Below are 24,657 nucleotides of genomic sequence, written 5' to 3'. Positions count from 1 at the left end.
AATTTTGGATAAACCCGAACTATATTTTAAGACAGATAACGAATGGCGATCTTGGTTACATGAAAATCATGATAATCAAAACGGTGTTTATTTAATTTTTTACAAAGTTGAGAACAAAGAACCATCTATGCGATGGGAAGAGGCGGTAAAAGTAGCGCTGTGTTATGGTTGGATAGATTCTACTGTTAAGAGTTTAGGTAGTGGTAAAAGACGTCAATACTTTTGTAAAAGAAACAAAAAAAGTATTTGGAGTGCTTTAAACAAGAGATACGTTAAAGAATTATCTGCATCCAATTTAATGCATAAGAGTGGCTTACACATTATTGAAATCGGGAAAGAAAATGGATCCTGGACTGCATTAGATAATGTTGAAAAGGGTATTATTCCTGAAAAGTTACAAAGAGCATTTAATGAAAATCCAATTGCATTTAAAAACTACCAAAACTTTGCGCCAAGTTATAGAAAAAGCTATTTATATTGGGTTAATCAAGCCAAGCGTGAGGACACAATAAAAAAACGCATAACACAAATAATTGAGTTATGCGCTAATAATATTAAAAGTCGTGACACCAGATAGTTTTATTAAGGGTTTATAAAAGCATCAATTTTACTTGTTGAAATTTCAGGATTAGCACCTTCGCTCTGGGCTACCAAAGCACCAACAGCACAAGCATAATCTATAGCTTCTTGAGGATTAGTATTATTAATTAATTGGCTAATTAATGTGCCCAAAAAAGAATCGCCAGCACCTACTGTATCTACAACCTTAATTTGGTAACCACTATTGTAATACAGTAAACCATCGTACAATAGCACAGCCCCATGTGGACCCTTGGTAACACAAATTCGATTCGTATTTGTTTTTTTTGCGATGTAATTAATATTCTGTTCTAAGGAATTATATTTTGAACCTAAAAACCTACTAACTTCATAAAGTTCATCATCGTTAAACTTTATAAAATCCGCTTTCTCCATTAAAAAAACTAAGGTGTCTTCTGAATAGTGAGGAGGTCTTAAATTAAGGTCGAATATTTTATATCTCGCATATTCCAATAGCTTATAAAGGGTTTGTTTTGAAGTATCATCTCGCGTAATTAAACTTCCAAACACTAAAGCATCTGATGCTTTTACGGTATCAATCAAAGCATCATTAAATTCTATTTTATCCCAAGCACTAGGATACTCAATCGTATATGATGCAGATCCTTTTTCATCTAAAACAACCTTAACTTCACCTGTTTTATAAGTATCAAGTACTTGAATACAGTCGGTGTTAATTTCGTTTTCATTTAAATAACTAAGTAATTCTTTACCAAGATTATCACTACCAATGGCGCTAATCATAGACACATGATTATTAAATGATTTTGCCCTAAGTGCGACATTTAAGGGTGCGCCTCCAATTTTCTTATGAGAAGGAAATACATCCCAAAGAATTTCACCAAAGCTAACTATGTTCGACATAAAACTTATTAAAATTAATAAATATTAGATTCCATGGTACGCTGATTAATAGAACTTCTAAAAACCTCTAACATACGTTTAGCAATACCTGTCCAACCAAAATTACGGCGAGCAAAACGTGCGCCTTCAACCGATAATTCATTTCTCAATTTAGGATATAAAAGCGGCATAGCCATCATAGCACCAAATTCTTTTGGTCTGTGAGGATCTGCAAACAAACCTTGATTTCCAAAATCTATTAAATCACATAACCCACCATGAACCGTAATTATAGCAGGAGTTCCGCACGCCATAGCTTCAATGGCAACCATTCCAAAAGGCTCATATCTAGAAGGCATAACAAAAATATTAGCCGATCTATACACGTTTGCCAAATCTTCATCTGCAATATAGTTTTTCCAAGAGATTTTATCTGCAATTCCTAACTCTTCAGCTAGCTTTTTTAGTTTTCCTATTCCTTGATTATCTTGATCAGATTGATCACCTCCAATGGCAGCTACCAATCGCGCTTCTGGCACCAATTCAAATACTGTTGGTAAGGCTTGAAATAACAAATCATAACCTTTATTATGAGCCATTCTACCTAATGCTAAAATATCTGTAGGTTGAATATCGTACTTGGCACGAATTTTATCATTTTCTTTAGATGGTACAGGAAAAAAACGATTTTCATCAATTCCCGGAGGAATCATGCCGCAATTTTTAGGTAATACATCATATTGTTTAGTCAATAAATCAACCTGCGGAAGTGTTGTTGCAATAACATAATTACACATTTGATACACGAAATATTCTTTTCTTATCCGCTCTTTAAAACGGTACGTTTTCTCCATTTCTTTTTCTTCCATATCACTTCCCATGCTATGCTGTTTCCACCAACCTAATGAGTGCGGTGTATGCACATGCGAAATGCCCAATTCTTCAGCTATTTTTTGTCCTGCCCAACCAGCATCCCAGTAATGCGAATATACCACGTCGTATTTTTTACGCTCTTTTTTAATAGCTGCCAATGTATTAGTTACAAACTTTTTAAGATGGTCGTGCATATCTTCTTTTCGGATAAACTTTTTACCACCAAATGGAATACGCCACACGCTATAATTTTCATCTACATGATCGTATTCTGGTTGATCTTCAAATTGTCTTGTTACTAAATCTACTCGTTTACCTAATCTGCTAAAACGCTCGGCAAGTTCTAAAACATATACTACTTGCCCCCCTGTATCTGGTTTACCTAATTCTGCATTTGCTCCAACATATCCGTGTAAAGAGATCATTAAAATTGATTTCATAGTTTTCGTTTTAGTTATTATTATTTAATTATTTTTAAATCATGACAGGCAGAGATATATTGAGCTGCAGACCATGCTTGATAAGCTTTACCCATGGGCTTTCCGGTTGTTCCATGTGCCCATTCGGTAAACTCCCACTCTACATTTATACCTTCTTTATTTATTAAAGCCAGTTTATGCAATTCGGCAATTGCTATATCTCTAAAGCCTAACTTGTTTACAAACTTCACCCAAAAACCACCAACAAATGGCCAAATACCACCATTGTGATAATGGTTAGGAAGGTTTAATAAATTAACCGTGTAATAGGGTCTCCAATCTGGATCGCCAGGGCTAACCACAGGATAGACATTGGCAACAGGGAAAGGATCGTTAACACCTACACCCCACATAAATTTAAATGTTTGATGTGCTTTTTCTGAATCGATTGTACCATGTAAGAAAGCCAAAATATTACCTAAGGTATCACAACGCCAACTAAAATCGAATGGTGTTGTTTGCGCAATTAAATAGGACGTATCCCCTAGTGTAAATTGCTTTTCGGCAAAAGAAACCGATTGAAATAATTGTTGTTGAGTGGAAGGCCAGAAATTTTGTAATATTTCTTTTTTAATAACTTGAGACCATCTAATATGTTCTCCTGCTTCCTCATGATCGCCTAACATCTCCATCATACGCCCAAAACACACATTAGCACGGTACCAAAGAATTTCGTCATAAAGAATATTATAACTTCTTCCGAATAAATCGGTCCAATCTCCTGCCTCAGGAATTTCTAATAAGGCATCATTATTACTATCATGAGCTCCTAACCAGCGCATAGTTTCTTTTATATCTGCAATATGGGTTCTTAAAAACTCAATATCTTTAGTTTCGTTCACATACTCGTAAAACGCAATAACCACCCATATACCACTATCAATGGAACAAATACCGCCTACCCCTGAATAATCTGGAATATTATCTTTAATACGCACATTTGAAGGAATTTGACCATTACGAGAAATATGTTCAAACAAGGTTAAAAGTGTTTGACGTGCACATTTATGAATTTCTTCATCTTTATGAATTAAAGGAAGAGCTCCAATTACAGTTATAGCGCCATCTCTAGCCCAAACACTATAGTAATTCTCGTCGGTACCATGAGCCACATTGTCTTTTATAGAACATGCTGAAAACCCAAGTGGTGTTATATTCTTTTTTAAGGCTAAAACTGCTTTTTCATAGCCTTCTCGAATTAAGGCGACTTTCTCATCAGAATCTTCAGAAGCCAGACTTTCTGATTCTTGTTTTATAAAAAACTCGTCTTTATGATCGATATTAGATACATCATTAGCTGTATTAGGTAAAATGCCATAATAAACCAAACCTTCTATAATACCATCACTTTTTTCTTTTTCGGTATGGTAAACTTGTCGGTGTTTTGTGTATTGGTATAACTCCTCGTGTGCATTGGCAACTACTATCCCTTTAACATTTGGCATATCGAACATGGCTGAATCATTACCACTATCTCCAGCTACTAAAACGGCTTCTGCTTTTATCCCTAACTGTTTAGTTAACCATTGTAAAGCATTACCTTTATTTGCGAATTTTGGAAGAATATCTAAAAACTTACCTCCAGAATACACCACATTAATACTCATATTAGCATTTTCAAAGTCTTGCTCCACGCTTGCTATTAATTCTGGACTAGCATTATGGAAAAAATAACTTCTTTTATAGGCATGTTGAAACTTTGTAGGCTGATCGCTTATGGGATGTTCTATTTTCTGAATTAAATCTTCAACAGCTTGTAAATCCCATCCATCGTCAAGTACATTATTAAATTCTTTAACAATCTTTTTGTCCTTATAATTATAAATATGCGTTCCGACACCAGAAATGATATAATCTGGCTCTGGAAGCACCCCTTTATCAATTAAATTTAGTACATCATCAATTAAACGACCTGTATTGTATGTTAGAAAAACATCTTTTGGCTTATACTTTTTCCATGTTTTTCGAAAATTACTTTTATGGGTATGGAAGTCCATTAACGTATTATCAATATCAAAAGAAAGGAGGTTGATTTCAGGCATACTATTGTCTTTATTTTTGCTCATATAAAAAATATAAATATTCTACTTTTTTAATGGTTTTTACTTCATTTTGGTAGAAAATAAGAGTTTTTTGAGGTAAAAACAAGAAAAAATGGCTAATTTGGGTTAGTATTCTAATTGTGACAATTAGTAAGCCGTAGTTTAAGAAAAATGAAAAATAGGCTAAACCATTTTGAGCATTTGATAATGAAGATAAAACTAAAAAGCTGTCATAGAAATGATATTTTCTATGACAGCTTTTTTAATTTTAAGCGTTTTTTTTAGCGATTAGATACCACTTATAAAACTTCCATATGGGTCTTTAAATTGAACCCCTTCTGTAAATCTATGTTTGCTTAATAATTTAAACTCGACTAAGGCCCAAAGCACAAATTCTTTTACAAAGAAACTATCTTGTTTTGTTAAATTTGGTTGATACTTACCTAATAAATCATCAAGCGGAGAAATTGCACTTAGCATGCTTTTATATTCTTTATCTCTTAAATCATCTAACAACTCAAAACCATCTTTTTGATTAAAGAACCAGGATACAATATCGTCATAAGGACTTTCTTCATCTTGCTTTTGAAGTTTTGCTATTTTAGGAAAAAATTCTACAAACAAAGTTTTAACAGCTTCTCCTATTAAATTATAAGCGACTACTGCAGAGCCTTCTTGCTCACCTTCATAAACCAACTCTACCTTACCTGTTATGGCTGGAATTATTCCAACAAAATCTGATAATCTTAAAATTGTTTGTCCATCATCATTTATTAAAGCACGGCGCTCTGCGGTACTTAACAAATTTTCTAAAGCAGTAATACTTAAACGCGCACTTACGCCACTTTTTGCATCAACAAACTCACTCTCTCGGGCTTCAAAAACAATTTGCTCCAACAAATCTCTAGCCAAATCTGGCACAATAACCGATGCTTTTTGGCTTTCAACCACTTTAGCTTCTTGCTCAGTTATTTTTCTGGCTGTTTCAATATCTTCTGGGTAGTGCGTTAATATTTGAGAACCAATTCTATCTTTTAAAGGTGTAACTATGCTACCTCTATTGGTATAATCTTCAGGGTTTGCTGTAAACAAAAATTGAATATCCAATGGCAACCTCAACTTAAAACCTCTTATTTGAATATCGCCTTCTTGAAGAATATTAAATAAAGCAACTTGTATTCTTGCTTGTAAATCTGGCAACTCATTTATTACAAAAATGCATCGATTTGCTCTAGGAATCATGCCGTAATGAATCACACGATCATCGGCATAACTTAGTTTTAAATTAGCTACTTTTATAGGGTCTACATCTCCAATAATATCAGCAACTGTAACATCTGGAGTTGCTAATTTTTCTGCAAAACGCTCACTTCTATGTAACCAAGAAATTGGTGTGCTATCTGCTTTCTCTTTTATTAATTCTACAGCAAATCTTGAAATAGGTTTCAGCGGATCATCATTAATTTCAGAACCTTCAACATATGGGATATATTCGTCCAACAAATTTAGCATTAATCTAGCTAAACGCGTTTTTGCCTGACCTCTTAATCCTAACAAGTTGATATTATGTCTTGATAAAATGGCACGCTCTAACTCTGGAATTACGGTGTTTTCATAACCATGAACACCTTCAAAAGTGGTTTCCTTATTTTTTATTTTTTTTATTAGGTTATCTCGCAATTCATCTTTTATCGATTTTGATTGATAGCCTGCTTTTTTTAAATCTCCTAATGTTGTAGGCCTCTCCCTAACCCTCTCCAAAGGAGAGTGAACTATTACGTTCTTATTTTCATCTTTCATTTTCACAATATTTATTTATTTTAATTTGAGTGGTTCCTCCCTATTGGGGAGGTTAGGTGGGGCTTCACCCCTTTATTCTTTTTTTTCTGTTTGTTTCGTAATCTTCAAAAATCATTTCCCCCAATCCTTTCAATCCTGTATAAAATGCTTTCCCTTGATTTGCATAGGTAAACTCCCTAACAAATTGCATTAAATAACTATCTTGAGCTATCATAAAAGTTGTAATTGGAATATGCAATCTTCTGGCTTGTTGTGCCATGGCATAGCATTTATTCACAATATGAGAATCTAGTCCATTACTATTTTTATAATATTGTCCATCGGGTAAACGCAAGCAACTAGGTTTACCATCTGTTATCATAAAAATTTGCTTGTTTGTATTTCGTTTTCTACGTAATAAATCCATAGCTAACTGTAAGCCTGCAACAGTATTTGTATGGTAAGGCCCAACTTTTAAATAGGGCAAATCTTTAATTTCAATTTGCCATGCATCATTACCAAAAACTAAAATATCTAAAGTATCTTTTGGATATCGCGTTGTAATTAATTCGGCCAATGCCATAGCAACTCGTTTGGCTGGTGTAATTCTATCTTCGCCATATAATATCATGCTGTGGCTAATATCAATCATTAAAACCGTACTCATTTGAGATTTGTGCAAGGTTTCTTCAACGACTAAATCGTCCTCAGACAACCTAAAATCACCAATACCATGATTAATTTGTGCGTTTTTCAAACTTTCGGTCATGGACACTTTATCTAAAGCATCACCAAATTGATAGTTTCTAAAGTCTCCTGTATGCTCATCGCCAATACCTGGACTTTTACTTTTATGATTTCCTTGACCGCTTCGTTTAATTTTTCCAAAAATATGGTCTAAAGCTTGTTGTCGAATAGCACGTTCTGTTTTAGCTGTAATAGCCAATGAACCATTTCCATCGGGATCAATTTCTTCACGTAAATAGCCTTTTTGTTTTAGGTCTTCAATAAAATCTTCGATGGTATATTCTGGAGTTGTAAGTTTATATTCTTTATCTAACTCACGTAACCAATCTATGGCTTCATCAAAATCTCCAGAAGTGTGTGTGATTAACTCCTTGAAAACTTCAAATAATTTATCAAAAGGAGATTTAAAAGGTGCTTCGTATTTTTTAAACACAAAGCCTTTTCTAAAAGTTTTATCTTTTTTCATAGCTCTATAAAAATACTACATTTTTATAGAAAACATTAAAACCAATAATTAGATTTATCTATATTTTAACAAGAATTATTAAAACTATCTATTCTACACGTCTTAAACCGTTCACGTCTTCAATTTTAATAAACTTTCCAATGGTAGAAATTAAGCCTTCTTTTTTAAACTGAGAAAGCACGCGAATTGCTGATTCTGTAGCTGTACCAACAATATTTGCATAATCTTCACGAGACAGAAGCACACTTAAAGTACCATCTGGATTAACACCAAAGCTCTCGTGTATATAAATTAAGGTTTCTGCTAGTCGTTGCTTCACAGATTTTTGAGCCATATTTACTATAATATCATCAGATTCTCTTAAATCATGAGCCATGTCTTGTAACACATCGAATGAGAATTTTGGGTTTTTTTGAAGATCGGCAATAATTTCACTTTTTGGAATAAAACAAACTTCCATATCATTAAGCGCTACTGCTTGTAAATTAGAACTCTCTCCTGTAATTAAAGAACGTTGTCCTAACAATTGACCTTTTACAACCATTTTCACTATTTGATCTTTACCGTTTTCACTTAATTTAGATAGTTTACAAATACCATCCTTAATACAATAAACACCATTTATAGCATCACCTTCGTCAAAAATAACTTCTCCTTTTTTTATAATTTTAGAGGTTTTACAAGATGAAATACGAACTAGTTCATTCTTAGTTAAAGACTTTAAAGAATTAAATTGTTTAATAATACATTGTTCGCATTTACTCATAACTAATATTTAAAAAGTTGTGTAAAAATAAAGAAATCATGACAAATATCATATTTATTATACATTTGTTATTTAAATTTTGTCAATAGGTATAAAAGAGCAAATAGTTATGGAGCATAAAACATGTTTCCATTGTGGGTTAGATTCATCATCTTCCGAAATTATTTTTGATGACAAGTCGTTTTGTTGCAATGGCTGCAAAACCGTATACGAGATTTTCTCTGCAAACGATTTAACTTGCTACTACGATTTACAACAAGCTCCGGGATCAACCCCAAAAGAAATAGAAGGTAAATACAACTTTTTAGATAATAAAAAAATTGTAGAAAGCTTATTAGAGTTTAATGATGAAAAAACACAGATTGTAACTTTATACATTCCACACATTCATTGTAGCTCTTGTATTTGGATTCTTGAAAATTTAAACAAATTACATCCTTCGGTAAGTTCTTCAATTGTAAACTTTGGTAAAAAAACGGTTAGGGTAAATTATAGTACCGATAATTTTTCTTTAAAAACATTGGTGAAACTTTTAAGCAGCATAGCTTACGAACCTTTTATAAGTTTAGATGATTATAGTGTTGGCAAAAAAAACGTTGACCGATCTCTTATCTACAAACTAGGTGTCGCAGGGTTTGCTTTTGGTAATATTATGTTTTTATCATTTCCTGAATATTTTCAAACTACCGAATTTTGGTTAGAACAATATAAAGGTTTGTTTAGATGGTTGATGTTTGTATTTTCTATTCCTGTAGTTTTTTATTGTTCTCAAGATTACTTTATTTCTGCATATAAAGGCTTAAAAGCTAAAATATTAAATATTGATGTCCCTATTGCTTTAGGTATAACAGTTTTATTTATAAGAAGTACAGTCGAAATTGTATTTGATATTGGCACAGGATTTTTCGACAGTTTATCAGGGCTGGTTTTCTTTTTATTACTTGGGAAATTTTTTCAACAGAAAACGTATAATTTTTTATCGTTTGAACGTGATTACAAATCATATTTCCCGATTGGTATTACTAAGATTTCTTCTGAAGGAAAAGAAGAATCTATTCAAGTTTATGATATTAAAAAAGGTGATAGACTTTTAATTAGAAATGAAGAACTCATCCCTGTAGATTGTATTTTAATTAAAGGGAAAGCAAGGATTGACTATAGTTTTGTTACAGGTGAATCTGAAGCTGTTTCAAAACAATCTGGAGACAAACTTTTTGCTGGTGGAAAACAAATAAAAGGAAGTATTGAGGTTGATGTTTTAAAAACAGTCGAACAGAGTTATTTAACCCAGCTTTGGAGTAACGATGTGTTTAATAAAAATAAAGAAGATAGCTTTACAACACTTACAAATACAATAAGTAAGAAGTTTACATTAACTATTTTGAGTATTGCAATTATAGCAACTGCATATTGGCTTTTTATAGACACATCAAAAGCTTTAAACGTATTTACTGCTGTGCTTATTATTGCTTGTCCTTGCGCCATCGCTTTGGCGGCACCGTTTACATTCGGAAACTTATTACGCATTTTTGGAAAGCTAAAATTTTATGCTAAAAATGCTTCTGTAATTGAACAATTGGCGGCTATTGACACTATTATTTTTGATAAAACGGGAACAATAACTGCAAACAAAGAAACATCTATTGAATATGATGGCTCTGAACTTTCGGGTATTGAAGAAGCTTTATTAAAAAGCACATTACGAAACTCTAACCATCCATTAAGCAGATCTTTATACGCGTTATTAACTGAAAACGATATTGTGACTTTAGATAAATATGAAGAACATATTGGCAAAGGTATTGAATCCAAACACAAACAAGATTCTATAAAAATTGGCTCTGCTCCTTTTGTAGGTTTTGCTTCTGAAACAGCAACGCTAAACACGGCTGTCCATGTGAGCACTAATAACCAATATAAAGGAAAATTTACGTTTTACAATCGTTATAGAAAAGGGCTTTCTAAGCTATTTAATAAACTTAAAAAGGACTACGATTTAGTAATTCTTTCTGGTGATAATATTGGAGAACAAGAAAATTTAACTAAATTGCTTCCAGCTAAAACCAAGCTGTTTTTTAACCAAAAACCTGAAGATAAATTGGAATACATAAAACATCATCAAAATTCTGGCGCTAAAGTCTTAATGATTGGCGATGGTTTAAATGATGCGGGAGCTTTAGCACAGAGTAATGTTGGGATTGCAATTTCGGAGAATGTAAACGTGTTTTCTCCTGCTTGTGATGCTATTTTAGATGCTACTAAATTCAATACACTTTACCATTTTATTAAAGCCTCAAAATCGGCTATAAAAATTATTAAATGGAGTTTCCTACTATCTTTTATTTATAATAGTATTGGGCTTTATTTTGCAGTTACAGGACAATTAGCTCCTGTTGTAGCAGCTATATTAATGCCTTTAAGCTCTATTAGCATTGTAGTTTTTACTACGGTTTGCACTAATATTTTAGGTAAGAAATTGAAAAACCCCTTCTAACCTCCGCAAGAGGAGGAATACTCATATTCAAATAAAGAGATTATGAGTAAACCCGATAACATTCCTCATCTTCAGGTAGATTAGGAAAGTCGCATTTTTAAAAAAACATGACATTTGTCATGTTTTAAAAATAAGTATAAAAGTATTTTTGAACCGTAACTTCAAGTAGGTATGAGTGTTATATATATTTTATTAGCTGTAAGCATTATAGTGGCTATTGGTTTTTTTATAGCCTTTATTTTTGCTGTAAAAAAGGGACAGTATGACGATAGTTATACACCGTCTGTACGTATGCTATTTGAAGATGAATTAATTAAAAATAAACCAAAGAAAACGATACTAACCAAAGAAGAATAATATTTACAATTATGGAAATGCAACAATTTCATTACGATAATAAGATAGTTAAAAACTTCATTTATGCCACCATGGTTTGGGGGGTTGTGGGGATGCTAGTAGGATTACTACTGGCATTTATGTTTTTATTCCCAAACTTAACAGACGGTATTTCATGGTTAAGTTTTGGTAGATTAAGACCATTACACACAAATGCCGTGATTTTTGCCTTTGTTGGTAATGCAATATTTGCAGGTGTTTATTATTCTACACAACGCTTATTAAAAGCGAGAATGTTTAACGATACCTTAAGTAAAATTAATTTCTGGGGATGGCAACTTATTATTGTTGGTGCAGCTATTACCTTACCTTTAGGTTTCACTAGCACAAAAGAATACGCCGAATTAGAATGGCCCTTTGATATCGCTATTGCGTTAGTCTGGGTTATTTTTGGATGGAATTTAATTGGCACTATGCTAAAAAGAAGACAGCGCCATTTATATGTTGCTATTTGGTTTTACATTGCTACGTTCGTAACTGTTGCTGTACTTCATATCTTTAATAGTTTAGAACTTCCTGTAAGTGCTTTAAAGAGTTACTCGGTATATGCGGGCGTACAAGATGCCTTAGTACAATGGTGGTATGGTCACAATGCTGTGGCATTCTTTTTAACCACGCCGTTTTTAGGTTTAATGTATTACTTTGTTCCTAAAGCAGCAAACAGACCAGTGTACTCTTATAGATTATCTATTGTACACTTCTGGTCGTTAATCTTTATATACATCTGGGCAGGACCTCATCACTTATTATATACAGCTTTACCAGAATGGGCGCAAAACTTAGGTGTTGCGTTCTCAGTAATGTTATTAATGCCTTCTTGGGGAGGAATGATCAACGGATTATTAACACTTCGTGGTGCTTGGGATAAAGTAAGAACAGACCCTGTTTTAAAATTTATGGTGGTAGCCATTACTGGTTATGGAATGGCAACGTTTGAAGGCCCAATGCTTTCTCTTAAAAATGTAAATGCTATTGCGCACTTTACCGATTGGATTATAGCACACGTTCACGTTGGTGCTTTAGCCTGGAATGGTTTCTTAACCTTTGGTATGATTTACTACTTAGTTCCAAAATTATTTAAAACTAAATTACATTCTATTGGATTAGCTAATTTACACTTTTGGATAGGTACTTTAGGTATAATAATGTATGCATTACCTATGTATGTTGCTGGTTTTACTCAAGCAAGTATGTGGAAACAATTTAATCCAGATGGAACCTTAACATATGGTAACTTTTTAGAAACGGTTACTGAAATTATTCCAATGTACTGGATGCGTGCTATTGGTGGTACTTTATACTTAACAGGTATGTTAATTTTAGTTTTCAATATTATTGCAACTATTAGACAAGGTAGTAAAGTTGAAGATGAATTGGCAGAAGCTGCAGCTTTAGAGCGTGTAACTAAAAAACGTACTTCAAACGAAGGATGGCATACTTGGATTGAGCGTAGACCTATTCAATTAACTATTTTAGCTACACTAGCAATCTTAGTTGGAGGAGTTGTTCAAATTATACCAACAATTGTAATAGATTCAAATATACCAACTATTGCAAGTGTAAAACCATACTCACCTCTAGAGCTAGAAGGACGAGATATTTATATTCGTGAAGGTTGTGTAAGCTGCCACTCGCAAATGATACGCCCTTTTAGAAGTGAAGTAGAACGTTATGGCGAATACTCAAAAGCCGGTGAATATGTTTACGACCATCCATTCCTTTGGGGTAGTAAACGTACTGGACCAGATTTACACAGAATTGGAGGTAAGTATTCAGACAACTGGCACTTTAACCACATGTACGATCCACAAAGTACATCTTCAGGTTCCATCATGCCACGTTACCCTTGGTTAATTACTGGTAGCGGAAGTGAATTAGATAAATCGATGACTGAAAAGAAAATGGAAGCTATGGTTACTTTAGGTGTACCATATACAGATGAAGAAATAGCTAACGCACAACAAAGTATGACTGAACAAGGTTCGAAAATTGAAGAAAACCTTCATGCAGACCCTGATTTCACAAAAACATATGAAGCAGACAAGAAGTATGCTCAAGAAAATGGAGAACCTTTTATTGAAATGAAAAACAGAGAAATTGTTGCACTTATAGCATATTTACAACGATTAGGCACAGATATTAAAGTAGAAACAGCACAAAACTAACCATTAAAATTATACAAAACCATGTTGAAATTTGTAAAAAACCATATGGATAGCATTTCAGGAATAGAGATTTACCCAATAATATCTCTAATTATATTCTTTACCTTTTTTGTGCTCCTATTCTGGTGGGTTATAACCGCTAAAAAAGACTATATAAAAACCGTAAGTAACTTACCATTAGACAACCAAAACGACGATATATTATGAGAAATTTTGTTCCATCCTGGATTCGTGTACCAGTAGTATTCTTTATTATTTTCGGAGCTGTTGAGTTCTTTATAGATTCTGGTGAAAAACCAGCATTTATGGTATATCCAGCAGTATTACTTTTCCTATTACTAGTATTATTAATACTCATTGCAATTGAAGCCATTGTAGGCGCCTTGGAAAATGTGATGCTTCATAAATTAGATGAAGAAGCAAAAGCGCGTTTTTTAGCAGAGAAAGAAAAAACGTTTCAGTTTACATGGTTAAATGAAACCTATAATAAACTATTGGGTTCAAAACCTATTGAATCTGAAGCAGAAATAATCTTAGACCACAATTATGATGGCATAAAAGAGTTAGATAACAATTTACCACCTTGGTGGGTCTACTCATTTTACATTTCTATTATTTTTGCTGCCGTTTATTTATTAAGATTTCATGTATTTGACGGCTACAATCAAATTGATGAATTAGACACAGAATTAGCTGATGCTAGAATTGCTATTGAAGAATACAAAAAAACAGCTAAAGATTTAGTCGATTTTAATACCGTTACACTTTTAACTGATGCTGCAGATATTAAATCTGGACAGAATATTTTCCAAACCAATTGCGTGGCTTGCCACATGGCAGATGGTGGTGGTGGTATTGGACCAAATTTAACCGACGACCATTGGATATTAGGAGGAGGTATTAAAAATGTATTTAAAACAATATCTGAAGGAGGTAGATCCGGAAAAGGAATGATTGCTTGGAAGGCGCAATTAAAACCCTCTGAAATGGCTCAGGTAGCAAGTTATGTATTGAATTTTCAAGGCACTACACCTGCAAACCCTAAAGCCGCTGAAGGAGATATTTGGGTAGGTGAAACTACTGAAGCTGATGTCGCTGCAACTGAGACTTTAGAAACAACAACAGACGCAATTAATACTATTGAAAATTAAATTTTAAAAAACAACTAAGCTAATATTTTCCTGACCTGATAAGTTTTTTTTAGAATAACTTATCAGGTCTAATTAAATCAAATTATGGAAACCCCAGAAAACGAAACATTTAGAGATTCAATTGGGACCATTACCGAAGATGGCAAACGCGCTTGGGTATTCCCTAAAAAACCTAGTGGAAAATTCTATAAGTATAGGAAGTATGTAAGCTACTTGTTATTAGCATTTTTAATATTAGCGCCTTTTATTAAAATAAACGGCAACCAGTTTTTGATGTTCAATGTTTTAGAACGTCGATTTAATATCTTTGGATTTCCTTTCTGGCCACAAGATTTTCATTTATTTGTAATTTCCATGTTAATCGGAGTTATTTTTATAGCTCTATTTACAGTAGCGTTCGGACGTATTTTCTGCGGATGGATTTGTCCACAAACCATTTTTATGGAAATGGTTTTTAGACGCATTGAATATTGGATTGAAGGCGACAGAAACAAACAACGTAAGCTAGCTAAACAAAAATGGGACGCAGAAAAAATTAGAAAAAAAGGCCTTAAAACCTTAATATTTATTTTAATTTCTTTTGTAATCGCCAATGTTTTTCTTGCTTATTTAATAAGTAGCGATAAACTTATTCAATATATATCAGAAGGACCTTTTAAAAATGTTAGCACTTTAATTTCATTATTAATTTTCACAGCTGTATTCTATTTTGTTTTTGCATGGTTTAGAGAACAGGTTTGTATTATTGCTTGCCCTTACGGAAGGTTACAAGGTGCGCTTTTAGATACCAAATCTATAGTTGTAGCCTACGACCATAAACGTGGTGAAGCCGAAAATGGCCGAAAAAAGTTTAGAAAGGATGAAGACCGAGAAGCCTTAGGTTTTGGTGATTGTATTGACTGTAAACAATGTGTCCACGTTTGCCCTACCGGTATTGATATTAGAAACGGTACACAATTAGAATGTGTTAACTGTACTGCTTGTATTGATGAGTGCGACCATATTATGGAAAGTATTAATTTACCTAAAGGCTTAATTAGGTATGCAAGCGAAGAAAATATAGAAAATAAAACACCTTTTAAATTTACTCCTAGAATTAAAGGTTATACCGCTGTATTAGCTATTTTAATTGGTTTACTGGTTGGTATGCTATTTTTAAGAAATGATATAGAAGCCAATGTTTTAAGATTACCAGGCCAGTTATACGAGCACAAAGAGAATAATATTATAAGTAATGTATTTACGTATAAATTAGTAAATAAAACATCTCAAGATATTACAGATATTCGTTTGGAATTGATGTCTCATAAAGGTGAGTTAAGATTAGTATCTACAAGCGATGATTTTGTAGTGCCTAGCCAAGGTATTGCCGAGGGTACATTATTTATTGAAATTAATAACTCTGCCTTAACAGGAGATAGAAATAAAATAAAAATTGGTGTTTATAAAGGTGATAACCTTATTGAAACCACAACAGCAAATTTTTTAGGACCTAGAAGTTTTAAGTAAGTTGGAAGCACGATCCGCAAGGAAATGCTATAAAAAATTAAAATTATGAAGTTTAATTGGGGTACCGGAATTGTATTAGCATTTATAGGCTTCATTGCATTTATTATGTACTTTGTTATATCAATGAATATTGATAAAAACCTGGACCACGACTTAGTAAGCGAGGATTATTATGCTGATGAATTGCAATATCAAAAAGATATTAATAAGCTTGAGAACACTAAAAATTTAGGCACAAACATTAGTTACGAAAAAACTAAAGAAGGGTTACTTATAAAATTCCCTGAGACTTTAGACTATAAAAAAATTAAAGGAAAATTGTTCCTATATAGACCATCTAACAAACAACTAGACTTTGATACTGCTATTTCATTGTCTAATCTTTATTTGCTCATACCTGACAAACGTTTGGTAGATGGTCGTTGGAACATAAAAATAGATTGGCAATATAATGGAAATTCTTATTTATTTAAAGAATCTTTAAATTATTAACATGCTTTTCTCGGCATTTATACTTGGGTTACTAGGAAGTTTCCATTGCGTTGGCATGTGTGGACCCATTGCTTTTATGCTACCTGTAGACCAATCAAACAAGGTAAAAAAAATATCTCAAATTACTGTTTATCACATAGGTAGGCTTTTGGCATACAGCTTAATTGGCTTAGTATTTGGGCTTATTGGGAAGAGCCTTTTTATTTTTGGATACCAACAACAGCTTTCTATTATTATTGGAGTTTTAATGATTTTGGTGGTTATAATTCCCCAAAAAATATTCAATAAGTATAATTTTTCCAAACCTATTTACAGAGTTATTTCTAAAGTAAAGTCTGCTTTAGGATCTGCACTCAAGAAAAAAACCATGGATACCTTTTTAACCATTGGTTTTCTAAATGGCTTCCTACCATGCGGTTTAGTATATATGGCTTTATTTGCAGCCATGGCAGGTGGAAATGCTGCTAGTGGGAGTTTATATATGGCCGTTTTTGGCTTAGGGACTATACCTTTAATGACAACCGCAATATATTTTAGTCACTTTTTAAAAGGCACAATAAGACAACGCATCCAAAAAGCTATTCCTGTTTTTGTTGTTATTATTGGACTGTTATTTATTCTTCGAGGATTGGGACTTGGTATACCTTACATCTCTCCAGCTCCAGTTTACGATGTAATTACTAACGACATAGATTGCCATTAATATTTCTAGTTTTAGCTATTTTACTTTTTTATTATTACAACTCCAACAAACAACACAAACCCCCAAACCACTCATTTACAAAACATTAAAACAAACATAGTGTTTCCATAAAATTTCATTATGAGTACTATTAACAAAATCAATATAGTTATTTGCGTTTATAATAGTAATACTATTATATTTGAAATCAAATTGTTTTATTATGGATTCATTACTTTCAAATTTAAAAATTTCTGTACCAGAAAAAATCTATGTAAAAGACCCAGAGTCTTCAGATTTAGGTAGGCGCATTGTAGAACATAGCATACTTCTAATAAATGATATTGGTTTTGATAGTTTTACATTTAAAAAATTAGGAGCATTAATAGGCTCTAATGAGAGCTCTATCTATCGCTATTTTGAAAGTAAACACAAACTATTACTTTATTTATCATCATGGTATTGGGCATGGATTGAGTATCAACTAGTATTTGAAACTCATAGTTTAGAAGCAACCCATAAAATTGAAAAAGCAATTGAAATTGTAACTAGAACCATAAAAGAAGATTCCAAATTCTCTCATATTAACGAGGTTGTTTTAAACAAAATTATGGTTAATGAAAACTCGAAATCTTTTCTTACTAAAGAGGTAGATCAAGAAAATAAAGATGGTTATTTTATAATATACAAACGTATCGTACATCGTTTAAGAGATATGATTATTGCTATAAAACCCAATTATAAATTCCCTTCTAGCTTAGCAAGCACTATTCTTGAAGGTAGTTTACACCAACACTTTTTAAAAGATCATTTTATTTCTATTACAGATTGTAACGCTACCCTTTCTCCAACATTGTTTATGAAAAACCTTGTCCTTAACACTTTGAAATCTTAACTATGGAAAACAAACAAAAGACTCCTTGGCAACGTTTATTAGGTTTGCTTCAATTAGAAAAAAGAGACATCTTACAAATCTTCTATTATGCGATTTTTTCTGGAGTTGTAGCGTTATCTCTACCATTAGGGATTCAAGCTATAATTAATTTAATACAAGGCGCTCAGGTATCTACTTCTTGGGTAGTTTTAGTCATTATTGTAACACTAGGTGTTGCATTTTCTGGCGCTTTACAACTCATGCAATTACGCATTATAGAAACCATCCAGCAACGTATATTCACCAGAGCATCTTTTGAGCTTGCTTATCGTTTTCCTAAAATAAAAATGTCTGAATTACGCGATTATTACCCACCAGAGTTAGCAAATCGATTTTTCGATACACTAACCATTCAAAAAAGTTTATCAAAAATATTAATTGATGTACCAACAGCTGTTTTACAAATATTATTTGCTTTAATTCTGCTATCGTTTTACCATCCGTTCTTTATCATTTTTGGATTGCTTTTACTAGTATTAATTTTTGTAGTGTTTAAATTCACAGCCGTTAAAGGACTTGAAACAAGCTTAAAAGAATCAAAAAACAAATATAAAGTTGCGCATTGGATTCAAGAAATTGCAAGGTCTGTAATTAGCTTTAAGTTATCTGGAAGTACCAGTTTAGGTTTAAAGAAGAACGACGATTTAGTTAGCGATTATTTAAAGGCTAGAGAAAGTCACTTTAAAATCCTAATGCTACAGTTTATCCAGATGATAAGTTTTAAAGTTATTGTAACGGCAAGTTTATTATTAATAGGTGGTGCGTTAGTTTTAAATCAAGAAATGAATATTGGACAGTTTGTTGCAGCAGAAATTATTATTCTATTAGTAATAGCTTCTGTTGAAAAACTAATTCTAGGTTTGGAATCCTTTTATGACACTTTAACATCTTTAGAAAAAATTGGACAAATTGTAGATAAAGATTTGGAAAGTCAAACTGGCGAAACACCAAAATTTAGTAGAGGCATTCAAATTGAATTAGAAAATGTTGCTTATGAAGTAGACAATAGAGACAAACACATTTTAAAAGATATATCATTAAAAATAAACTCGAAAAGTAGAATTTTAATTAAAGGGGAAAGTGGCTCGGGAAAATCTACTTTATTAAGATTAATTGCTGGGGTTATACAATCTACCGGAGGCTATGTTTATGTAAATGATATGTCTATAAATAGTTTGCACTTAAATTTTTACAGGTCGCAATTAGGATTATCATTATCTGATGAAAACCCTTTTGAGGGGTCCATAAGAGAGAATTTAACCTTTTCAAACTCTAATATTACTGATGAAAAGATATATGAAATACTTGACATTGTTGGACTAAAATCTTTTATTAAAGAACAGCCAGAAGGGCTAAACACCATACTTTATCCAGATGGCAGACAAATGTCTTACTCATTATCTAAAAAAATTGTTTTAGCACGAGCTATTTTAAAAAACCCTAAAGTTCTTATTCTAGAAGATGCTTTAGATCGATTTAACAGAACAGAAACTAAAGCCATAGTAGATTATTTATCGCACCCCGACAGACCTTGGGCGCTTATTGTTGTTAGTTTTAGTTCTGTTTGGACAGATAAATGTAACGAAATTATCACCTTAGAAAAAGGACAAATCAAATCTAAAACCGCCTAAGTTATGCTCAATATATCAAATAACCAATTGAACAAGAAAATAGACTTAGCCGATTATAAGTCTGGCAAAAAAATCATGAATATTAAGTATTACAAATACTTTAATAGGTTTTTATTAGCTGCAGCTATCATTCTATTTATTGTATTGTTTTTACCATGGACTCAAAATATAACAGGCCAAGGTATTGTTACCACTTTAAAACCAAATCAGCGTCCGCAATATATTCAATCTCAAATACCAGGTCGTATTGAAGAATGGTTTGTACAAGAAGGCGATTCCGTAAAAGAAGGACAAATTATTTTAAGAATTTCTGAAGTAAAGAGTGATTATTTTGATGACAAATTGATTGAAAGAACAAACGATCAAATTAAAGCAAAATCATCTTCTGTAACTGCCTATGAAGGTAAAGTTAGCGCACTAAACAGACAAATTTCAGCATTAAAAAACGAGCAAGCTTTAAAAATAGAGCAAACTAAAAACAAACTATTACAATCAAAACTAAAAGTAAAAAGTGATAGTATTGATTTAGAAGCTTCAAAAACCAATTTAAAAATTGCAGAAACACAGTTTAATCGTATACAAACCTTGCAAGAAGAAGGTTTAAAAGCGGTAAAAGATGTGGAAGAAAAACGCTTAAAACTTCAAGAAACACAGGCTAAATTTATTTCGCAAGAAAACAAATACTTAGCAAGCCAAAATGAAGTTATTAATGCTAGATTAGAGTTATCAAGAACTAATGCAGCTTTTGCCGATAAAATTTCGAAAGCACAAAGCGATATGTTTACGGCACAATCTAGCGGTTTTGATACCCAAGCTCAAGTATCTAAACTAGAAAACGCATCATCCAATTACCAAAAACGAAATGATCTTCTTTACGTAAAAGCACCTCAAAGTGGTTATATTAATAAAGTTTTAACTGGTGGTGTTGGTGTTACTTTTAAAGAAGGTGCCGAATTGGTTGGTATTATGCCTGCAAAAATCGATTTAGCGGTCGAGACTTTTGTAAGACCCATTGATTTACCATTGCTTCACGTTGGCGAAAACGTACGTGTACAGTTTGATGGCTGGCCGGCTATTGTTTTTAGCGGATGGCCAAATGTATCTTACGGAACCTATGGCGCAAAAGTAGTTGCCATAGAACGTTTTATAAGCGACAATGGCAAATATAGAGTATTACTTGCTCCAGACGAAACAGACCATAAATGGCCTGAAGCCATACGCGCAGGTTCGGGAGCAAAGACTATAGCCTTATTAGAAGACGTTCCAATTTGGTTTGAATTATGGAGGCAAATAAACAGCTTCCCTCCTAACTATTACCAACCTGAAAGCAGTAAAACAGCATCAACAAAAGATAAAAAATGAGACTAATTACATTAACTATATTGCTTTGCTTTAGCGTACTTAGTAACGCTCAAGATAGTGTTAAGGTAATTTCGTTATCTGAATACTTAGGGTACGTAAAATCGTTTCATCCAATAGTAAAACAAGCTAATTTGGTAATTAACGAAAGTGAAGCCAAACTTATGAAAGCGCGCGGTGCTTTTGACCCAAAACTAGAGGTTGATTACGATAGAAAGAAATTTAAAGGTACCGAATATTACGACAGGCTAAATGCTTCTTTTAAAATCCCAACGTGGTTTGGTGTAGAATTAAAAGGGAATTTTGAAGAAAACACGGGTGATTTTTTAAATCCCCAAGGTTTTGTTCCAGAAGATGGCTTGTATAGCGCAGGCGTTTCTGTTCCTGTGGCAAGAGGATTGCTTACCAATAGCAGAATGGCCATGTTAAGGCAATCTAGACTGTATGTAAAACAAGCCCAAGCAGACCGACAGTTATTGGTAAATAATATTTTATATAATGCTACGGTAACTTATTTTAATTGGCTTAAAACATACAACCAGAAACGCGTTTACGAAGATTTCTTATCTAATGCAGAAATGCGTTTTAATGGCATTAAAAAGAGTTTTGAAGTTGGAGACAAACCAGCTATTGATACTTTAGAAGCCAGAATAACTTTGAATAATAGAAAGCTTAATTTAGAAAAATCGAGAATTAAGTTTATAAAATCGTCTTTAGAATTATCAAACTATTTATGGCTTAATGATAATACACCTATTGAAATTCAAGAAGGTATTATTCCAGATATTAATACGTTTAATACTATTGATGTGACCCTAAATACGTCTGGACTAGATATTGAAAGTTTTGATTTTGAAAGCCACCCGAAACTGCAATCATTAGATTATAAATACAGAAGTTTGAATATTGAAAAGCGCTTAAAACTAAATAATTTATTACCTCAAATAGATTTACAGTATAACTTTTTATCGCAAACACCAGAAGTAGCCAGATCGTTTAGCACATCTGCTTATAAAAGTGGCGTAAATATTAGTTTCCCGTTGTTTTTAAGAAAAGAACGTGGTGATTTAAAATTAGCCAAAATAAAATTACAGAACACAAAATTTGATATTCAAAACACAAGAGTTAGCCTTAGAAATAAGATTGATGCGATAAATCAAGAATTGGATTCTTATGTTTTACAAAACGACTATACAGATGTTATTGTAAATGATTACACAAAAATGCTATCTGCCGAAGAACGTAAATTCTTTTTAGGAGAAAGCTCTTTATTTTTAGTTAATTCGAGAGAATCAAAACTAATTGAAGCTAAACTTAAAGCTATAGATATTGAGAATAGTTTCTTTAAAACTAAAGCTAATTTATTTAATGTTTTGGCGCTTTCTGAAGTCCAAATAAACTAAATACTTACACCGGTGATTTATTTGCTAGCTTTAGTGCTTAAACACGCAATGAAATCATACACTAGACCGTTCCCCATAATTAGGAGAAACAAAAACTGTTAGAAAAAGAAAGAGTAAATCTCATCGAAAAAATGAAATTAGAATTATGAACACTATTATGAATGTGTTAAAATAAGTGTTAAATTGAAAAAATCGTTGGATTTTTTGTATATTTGCTGTCTATAAAAGTGGAGCGGACGGGAATTGAACCCGTATAGGAGATGTTTCAGACCACCGCATTAGCCATTATGCTACCGCCCCGATTTTATATTTATTAATGTGGACTGTATGGGTATCGAACCCATTGTGCGAGGGTAGGAATCCGTACACATCGACCTGAACAGCCCAATTAATAGAAGAAATAAAATAAAGAACATAAGCTCAATTCACTTTTAAAGGTGTATTGAGCTTTTTTATTGTTGCAAATATACACAAAATAATTGAATTACACAATATTTGAATAATAAATTCCTAACAAATACTATCACAATAAAATGTTAAATATATGTTAAAATAAATGTACTCGTCTACCGTTATGTATTTCATCGATACAAATATAATATAAAACTATCATTATATATATACAGAATAGCTTTTAGTTATCAACAAGGCGTTAACAAAAAAAGTATGAAAACTAAAGAAAATTGTTAAAAACGGATAAATAATTTTGGGCATCAACATTTGTGATTAATTGCTGTGATCGTTGCATACTTGGAAAATTCCTTCGGAATTTTCTCTCGTTCGTTTTTGTTTAGTAAATTAATTGCTAAAGCACGCAACAAATCATATACAAACATATTAAACGAATCTCCCCAAAAACAAAACGCCTTTTCGATTTAAAAATAAGCTAGCAGACAACCAGCGTTAGGGATTGAACGGCATGTTTGAAATCCCTGACGCAGGAAGGATTGAGTAGTGAAAGCCCGACCCCTTTTTGGGGTAACGCCCAAAATATTTTATAAAAAAATTTAAATTTTAAATGTCATTACTGGCAATGTAGCATGGTTTGCAACATCTTCGCCTATGCTACCTTCAAAGAAATGCGCTAATCCTTTTCTGCCATGTGTTGGCATAATAATAAGGTCTGCTCCCATTTTATTAGCACAGCTTAAAACGCCTTCTTCTACAGTATAATCGGCTACATAATGCACATCTTTCATTTTATCTAAACTGTTTTCTGCTTTAGTAAAGAAATTAACCACTTTTTTCTCTATTTCTAAAGAGCTCATAAACTTATCGTTAGGTAAATTAACATGAACTAAATAAATTTTAGTATCTACGTTATTAAACATTTTTACCGCATTTAAATAGGGTTTTATGGCTTCTTCTGAGAAATCGCATGCAAAGGCAACAACATCGAAATTAACATCTGAGACGTTGTTTTTAACCACTAAAACAGGAATGTTTGAATTACGCACCACACGTTCTGTATTAGAGCCTACAAAATATTCTTTAAGACCGCTGGCACCGTGTGAGCCCATAACAATTAAATCTGCTTCTTGCTCTATGGCCACATCGTTAACCTCGCTAAACACTTTAAAATGTTTAATTATTGGTGTTACTCTTACCTCTTTTAAATAGTCTTTTTCTAAAAAATTTTGAAATTTTTGCTCGGCAAGTTGAAGAAAAAATGCGGTTTTTTGATTTTGAAGTCCATCTGATGTTGTTAATGAGATCTCGGACATTTCGAGCATGTGTAATGCTAATAACTCTGCATCATATTTTTTGGCAAGTTTTGCTGCTGTTTGTAATGCGTATTCTGAGTGTTTAGAAAAGTCTATTGGTATAATAATTTTTTTCATAATTT

At 32.6% G+C, this 24,657-nt stretch carries 20 protein-coding genes and 1 tRNA gene; 13 read left to right on the top strand and 8 right to left on the bottom strand.

Annotated elements, in window-relative coordinates; all coding sequences use genetic code 11:
* The first annotated feature begins 1 nt into the window (after position 1).
* Positions 2-577 carry a YdeI family protein gene (locus SJY43_RS07530; protein WP_396603397.1) on the top strand — a complete coding sequence of 192 codons (576 nt, stop codon included), beginning with the start codon at positions 2-4 and terminating at the stop codon, positions 575-577.
* A gap of 5 nt (positions 578-582) precedes the next feature.
* On the opposite strand, the gene SJY43_RS07525 is transcribed toward SJY43_RS07530, so the two are convergent.
* From SJY43_RS07525 to SJY43_RS07500, 6 genes are all read right to left on the bottom strand, one after another.
* Positions 583-1,464 (bottom strand): carbohydrate kinase family protein, encoded by an 882-nt coding sequence (locus SJY43_RS07525; protein ID WP_396603220.1) that lies wholly within the window; start codon positions 1,462-1,464, stop codon positions 583-585.
* Between the two features lie 14 nt (positions 1,465-1,478).
* Positions 1,479-2,756, bottom strand: coding sequence for a glycosyltransferase (locus SJY43_RS07520; protein ID WP_396603219.1), 1,278 nt, complete (start codon positions 2,754-2,756; stop codon positions 1,479-1,481).
* A gap of 20 nt (positions 2,757-2,776) precedes the next feature.
* Positions 2,777-4,861, bottom strand: coding sequence for an HAD-IIB family hydrolase (locus SJY43_RS07515; protein ID WP_396603218.1), 2,085 nt, complete (start codon positions 4,859-4,861; stop codon positions 2,777-2,779).
* Positions 4,862-5,125: 264 nt separating this feature from the next.
* Positions 5,126-6,637 (bottom strand): magnesium chelatase, encoded by a 1,512-nt coding sequence (locus SJY43_RS07510; RefSeq protein WP_396603217.1) that lies wholly within the window; start codon positions 6,635-6,637, stop codon positions 5,126-5,128.
* A 64-nt stretch (positions 6,638-6,701) separates the two neighbouring features.
* Positions 6,702-7,829: a VWA domain-containing protein gene (locus tag SJY43_RS07505; protein ID WP_396603216.1), complete on the bottom strand. Its 1,128-nt coding sequence runs from the start codon at positions 7,827-7,829 to the stop codon at positions 6,702-6,704.
* Positions 7,830-7,917: 88 nt separating this feature from the next.
* Positions 7,918-8,595, bottom strand: coding sequence for a Crp/Fnr family transcriptional regulator (locus tag SJY43_RS07500; protein WP_396603215.1), 678 nt, complete (start codon positions 8,593-8,595; stop codon positions 7,918-7,920).
* A 109-nt stretch (positions 8,596-8,704) separates the two neighbouring features.
* On the opposite strand from SJY43_RS07500, the gene SJY43_RS07495 reads away from it, so the two are divergent.
* The 12 genes from SJY43_RS07495 (at position 8,705) to SJY43_RS07440 (ending at position 22,811) form a co-directional block, all read left to right on the top strand.
* A complete protein-coding gene (locus SJY43_RS07495; protein WP_396603396.1) occupies positions 8,705-11,089 on the top strand; it encodes a heavy metal translocating P-type ATPase in 2,385 nt (794 codons plus the stop codon).
* 171 nt (positions 11,090-11,260) lie between these two features.
* Positions 11,261-11,446: a cbb3-type cytochrome oxidase assembly protein CcoS gene (ccoS, locus tag SJY43_RS07490; RefSeq protein WP_396603214.1), complete on the top strand. Its 186-nt coding sequence runs from the start codon at positions 11,261-11,263 to the stop codon at positions 11,444-11,446.
* Between the two features lie 11 nt (positions 11,447-11,457).
* Complete coding sequence (gene ccoN, locus SJY43_RS07485) at positions 11,458-13,650, top strand: cytochrome-c oxidase, cbb3-type subunit I (RefSeq protein ID WP_396603213.1); 2,193 nt, start codon at positions 11,458-11,460, stop codon at positions 13,648-13,650.
* Between the two features lie 21 nt (positions 13,651-13,671).
* A complete protein-coding gene (locus tag SJY43_RS07480) occupies positions 13,672-13,857 on the top strand; it encodes a CcoQ/FixQ family Cbb3-type cytochrome c oxidase assembly chaperone (RefSeq protein ID WP_396603212.1) in 186 nt (61 codons plus the stop codon).
* Entirely contained in the window at positions 13,854-14,801 is a 948-nt protein-coding gene (locus SJY43_RS07475) for a cbb3-type cytochrome c oxidase N-terminal domain-containing protein (RefSeq protein WP_396603211.1), read from the top strand. The genes SJY43_RS07480 and SJY43_RS07475 overlap by 4 nt, the downstream gene beginning before the upstream one ends.
* An 84-nt stretch (positions 14,802-14,885) precedes the next feature.
* Positions 14,886-16,310, top strand: coding sequence for a cytochrome c oxidase accessory protein CcoG (ccoG, locus tag SJY43_RS07470; RefSeq protein WP_396603210.1), 1,425 nt, complete (start codon positions 14,886-14,888; stop codon positions 16,308-16,310).
* Positions 16,311-16,355: 45 nt separating this feature from the next.
* A complete protein-coding gene (locus SJY43_RS07465; RefSeq protein WP_396603209.1) occupies positions 16,356-16,802 on the top strand; it encodes a FixH family protein in 447 nt (148 codons plus the stop codon).
* A gap of 1 nt (position 16,803) precedes the next feature.
* Positions 16,804-17,505 (top strand): sulfite exporter TauE/SafE family protein, encoded by a 702-nt coding sequence (locus tag SJY43_RS07460; protein ID WP_396603208.1) that lies wholly within the window; start codon positions 16,804-16,806, stop codon positions 17,503-17,505.
* Positions 17,506-17,707: 202 nt separating this feature from the next.
* On the top strand, positions 17,708-18,379 hold the full coding sequence (locus tag SJY43_RS07455; RefSeq protein ID WP_396603207.1) for a TetR/AcrR family transcriptional regulator: 672 nt from the start codon (positions 17,708-17,710) through the stop codon (positions 18,377-18,379).
* Positions 18,380-18,381: 2 nt separating this feature from the next.
* Complete coding sequence (locus tag SJY43_RS07450; RefSeq protein WP_396603206.1) at positions 18,382-20,049, top strand: peptidase domain-containing ABC transporter; 1,668 nt, start codon at positions 18,382-18,384, stop codon at positions 20,047-20,049.
* A gap of 3 nt (positions 20,050-20,052) precedes the next feature.
* Positions 20,053-21,411, top strand: coding sequence for an HlyD family secretion protein (locus SJY43_RS07445; protein ID WP_396603205.1), 1,359 nt, complete (start codon positions 20,053-20,055; stop codon positions 21,409-21,411).
* Positions 21,408-22,811, top strand: a complete 1,404-nt coding sequence (locus SJY43_RS07440) for a TolC family protein (RefSeq protein WP_396603204.1) — start codon at positions 21,408-21,410, stop codon at positions 22,809-22,811. The genes SJY43_RS07445 and SJY43_RS07440 overlap by 4 nt, the downstream gene beginning before the upstream one ends.
* A gap of 228 nt (positions 22,812-23,039) precedes the next feature.
* On the opposite strand, the gene SJY43_RS07435 is transcribed toward SJY43_RS07440, so the two are convergent.
* Together SJY43_RS07435 and SJY43_RS07430 are read right to left on the bottom strand one after the other, a co-directional pair.
* Positions 23,040-23,111, bottom strand: a tRNA-Phe gene (locus SJY43_RS07435).
* Between the two features lie 707 nt (positions 23,112-23,818).
* Positions 23,819-24,652, bottom strand: a complete 834-nt coding sequence (locus SJY43_RS07430; RefSeq protein ID WP_396603203.1) for a universal stress protein — start codon at positions 24,650-24,652, stop codon at positions 23,819-23,821.
* Between the last annotated feature and the right edge of the window lie 5 nt (positions 24,653-24,657).

Origin of the sequence: Algibacter sp. R77976 (assembly GCF_044594645.1) — a bacterium.
GTDB lineage: Bacteria > Bacteroidota > Bacteroidia > Flavobacteriales > Flavobacteriaceae > Algibacter_B.
Note: the sequence above shows the minus strand (reverse complement) of the source record. Positions and strands in the feature narration are given on the sequence as shown.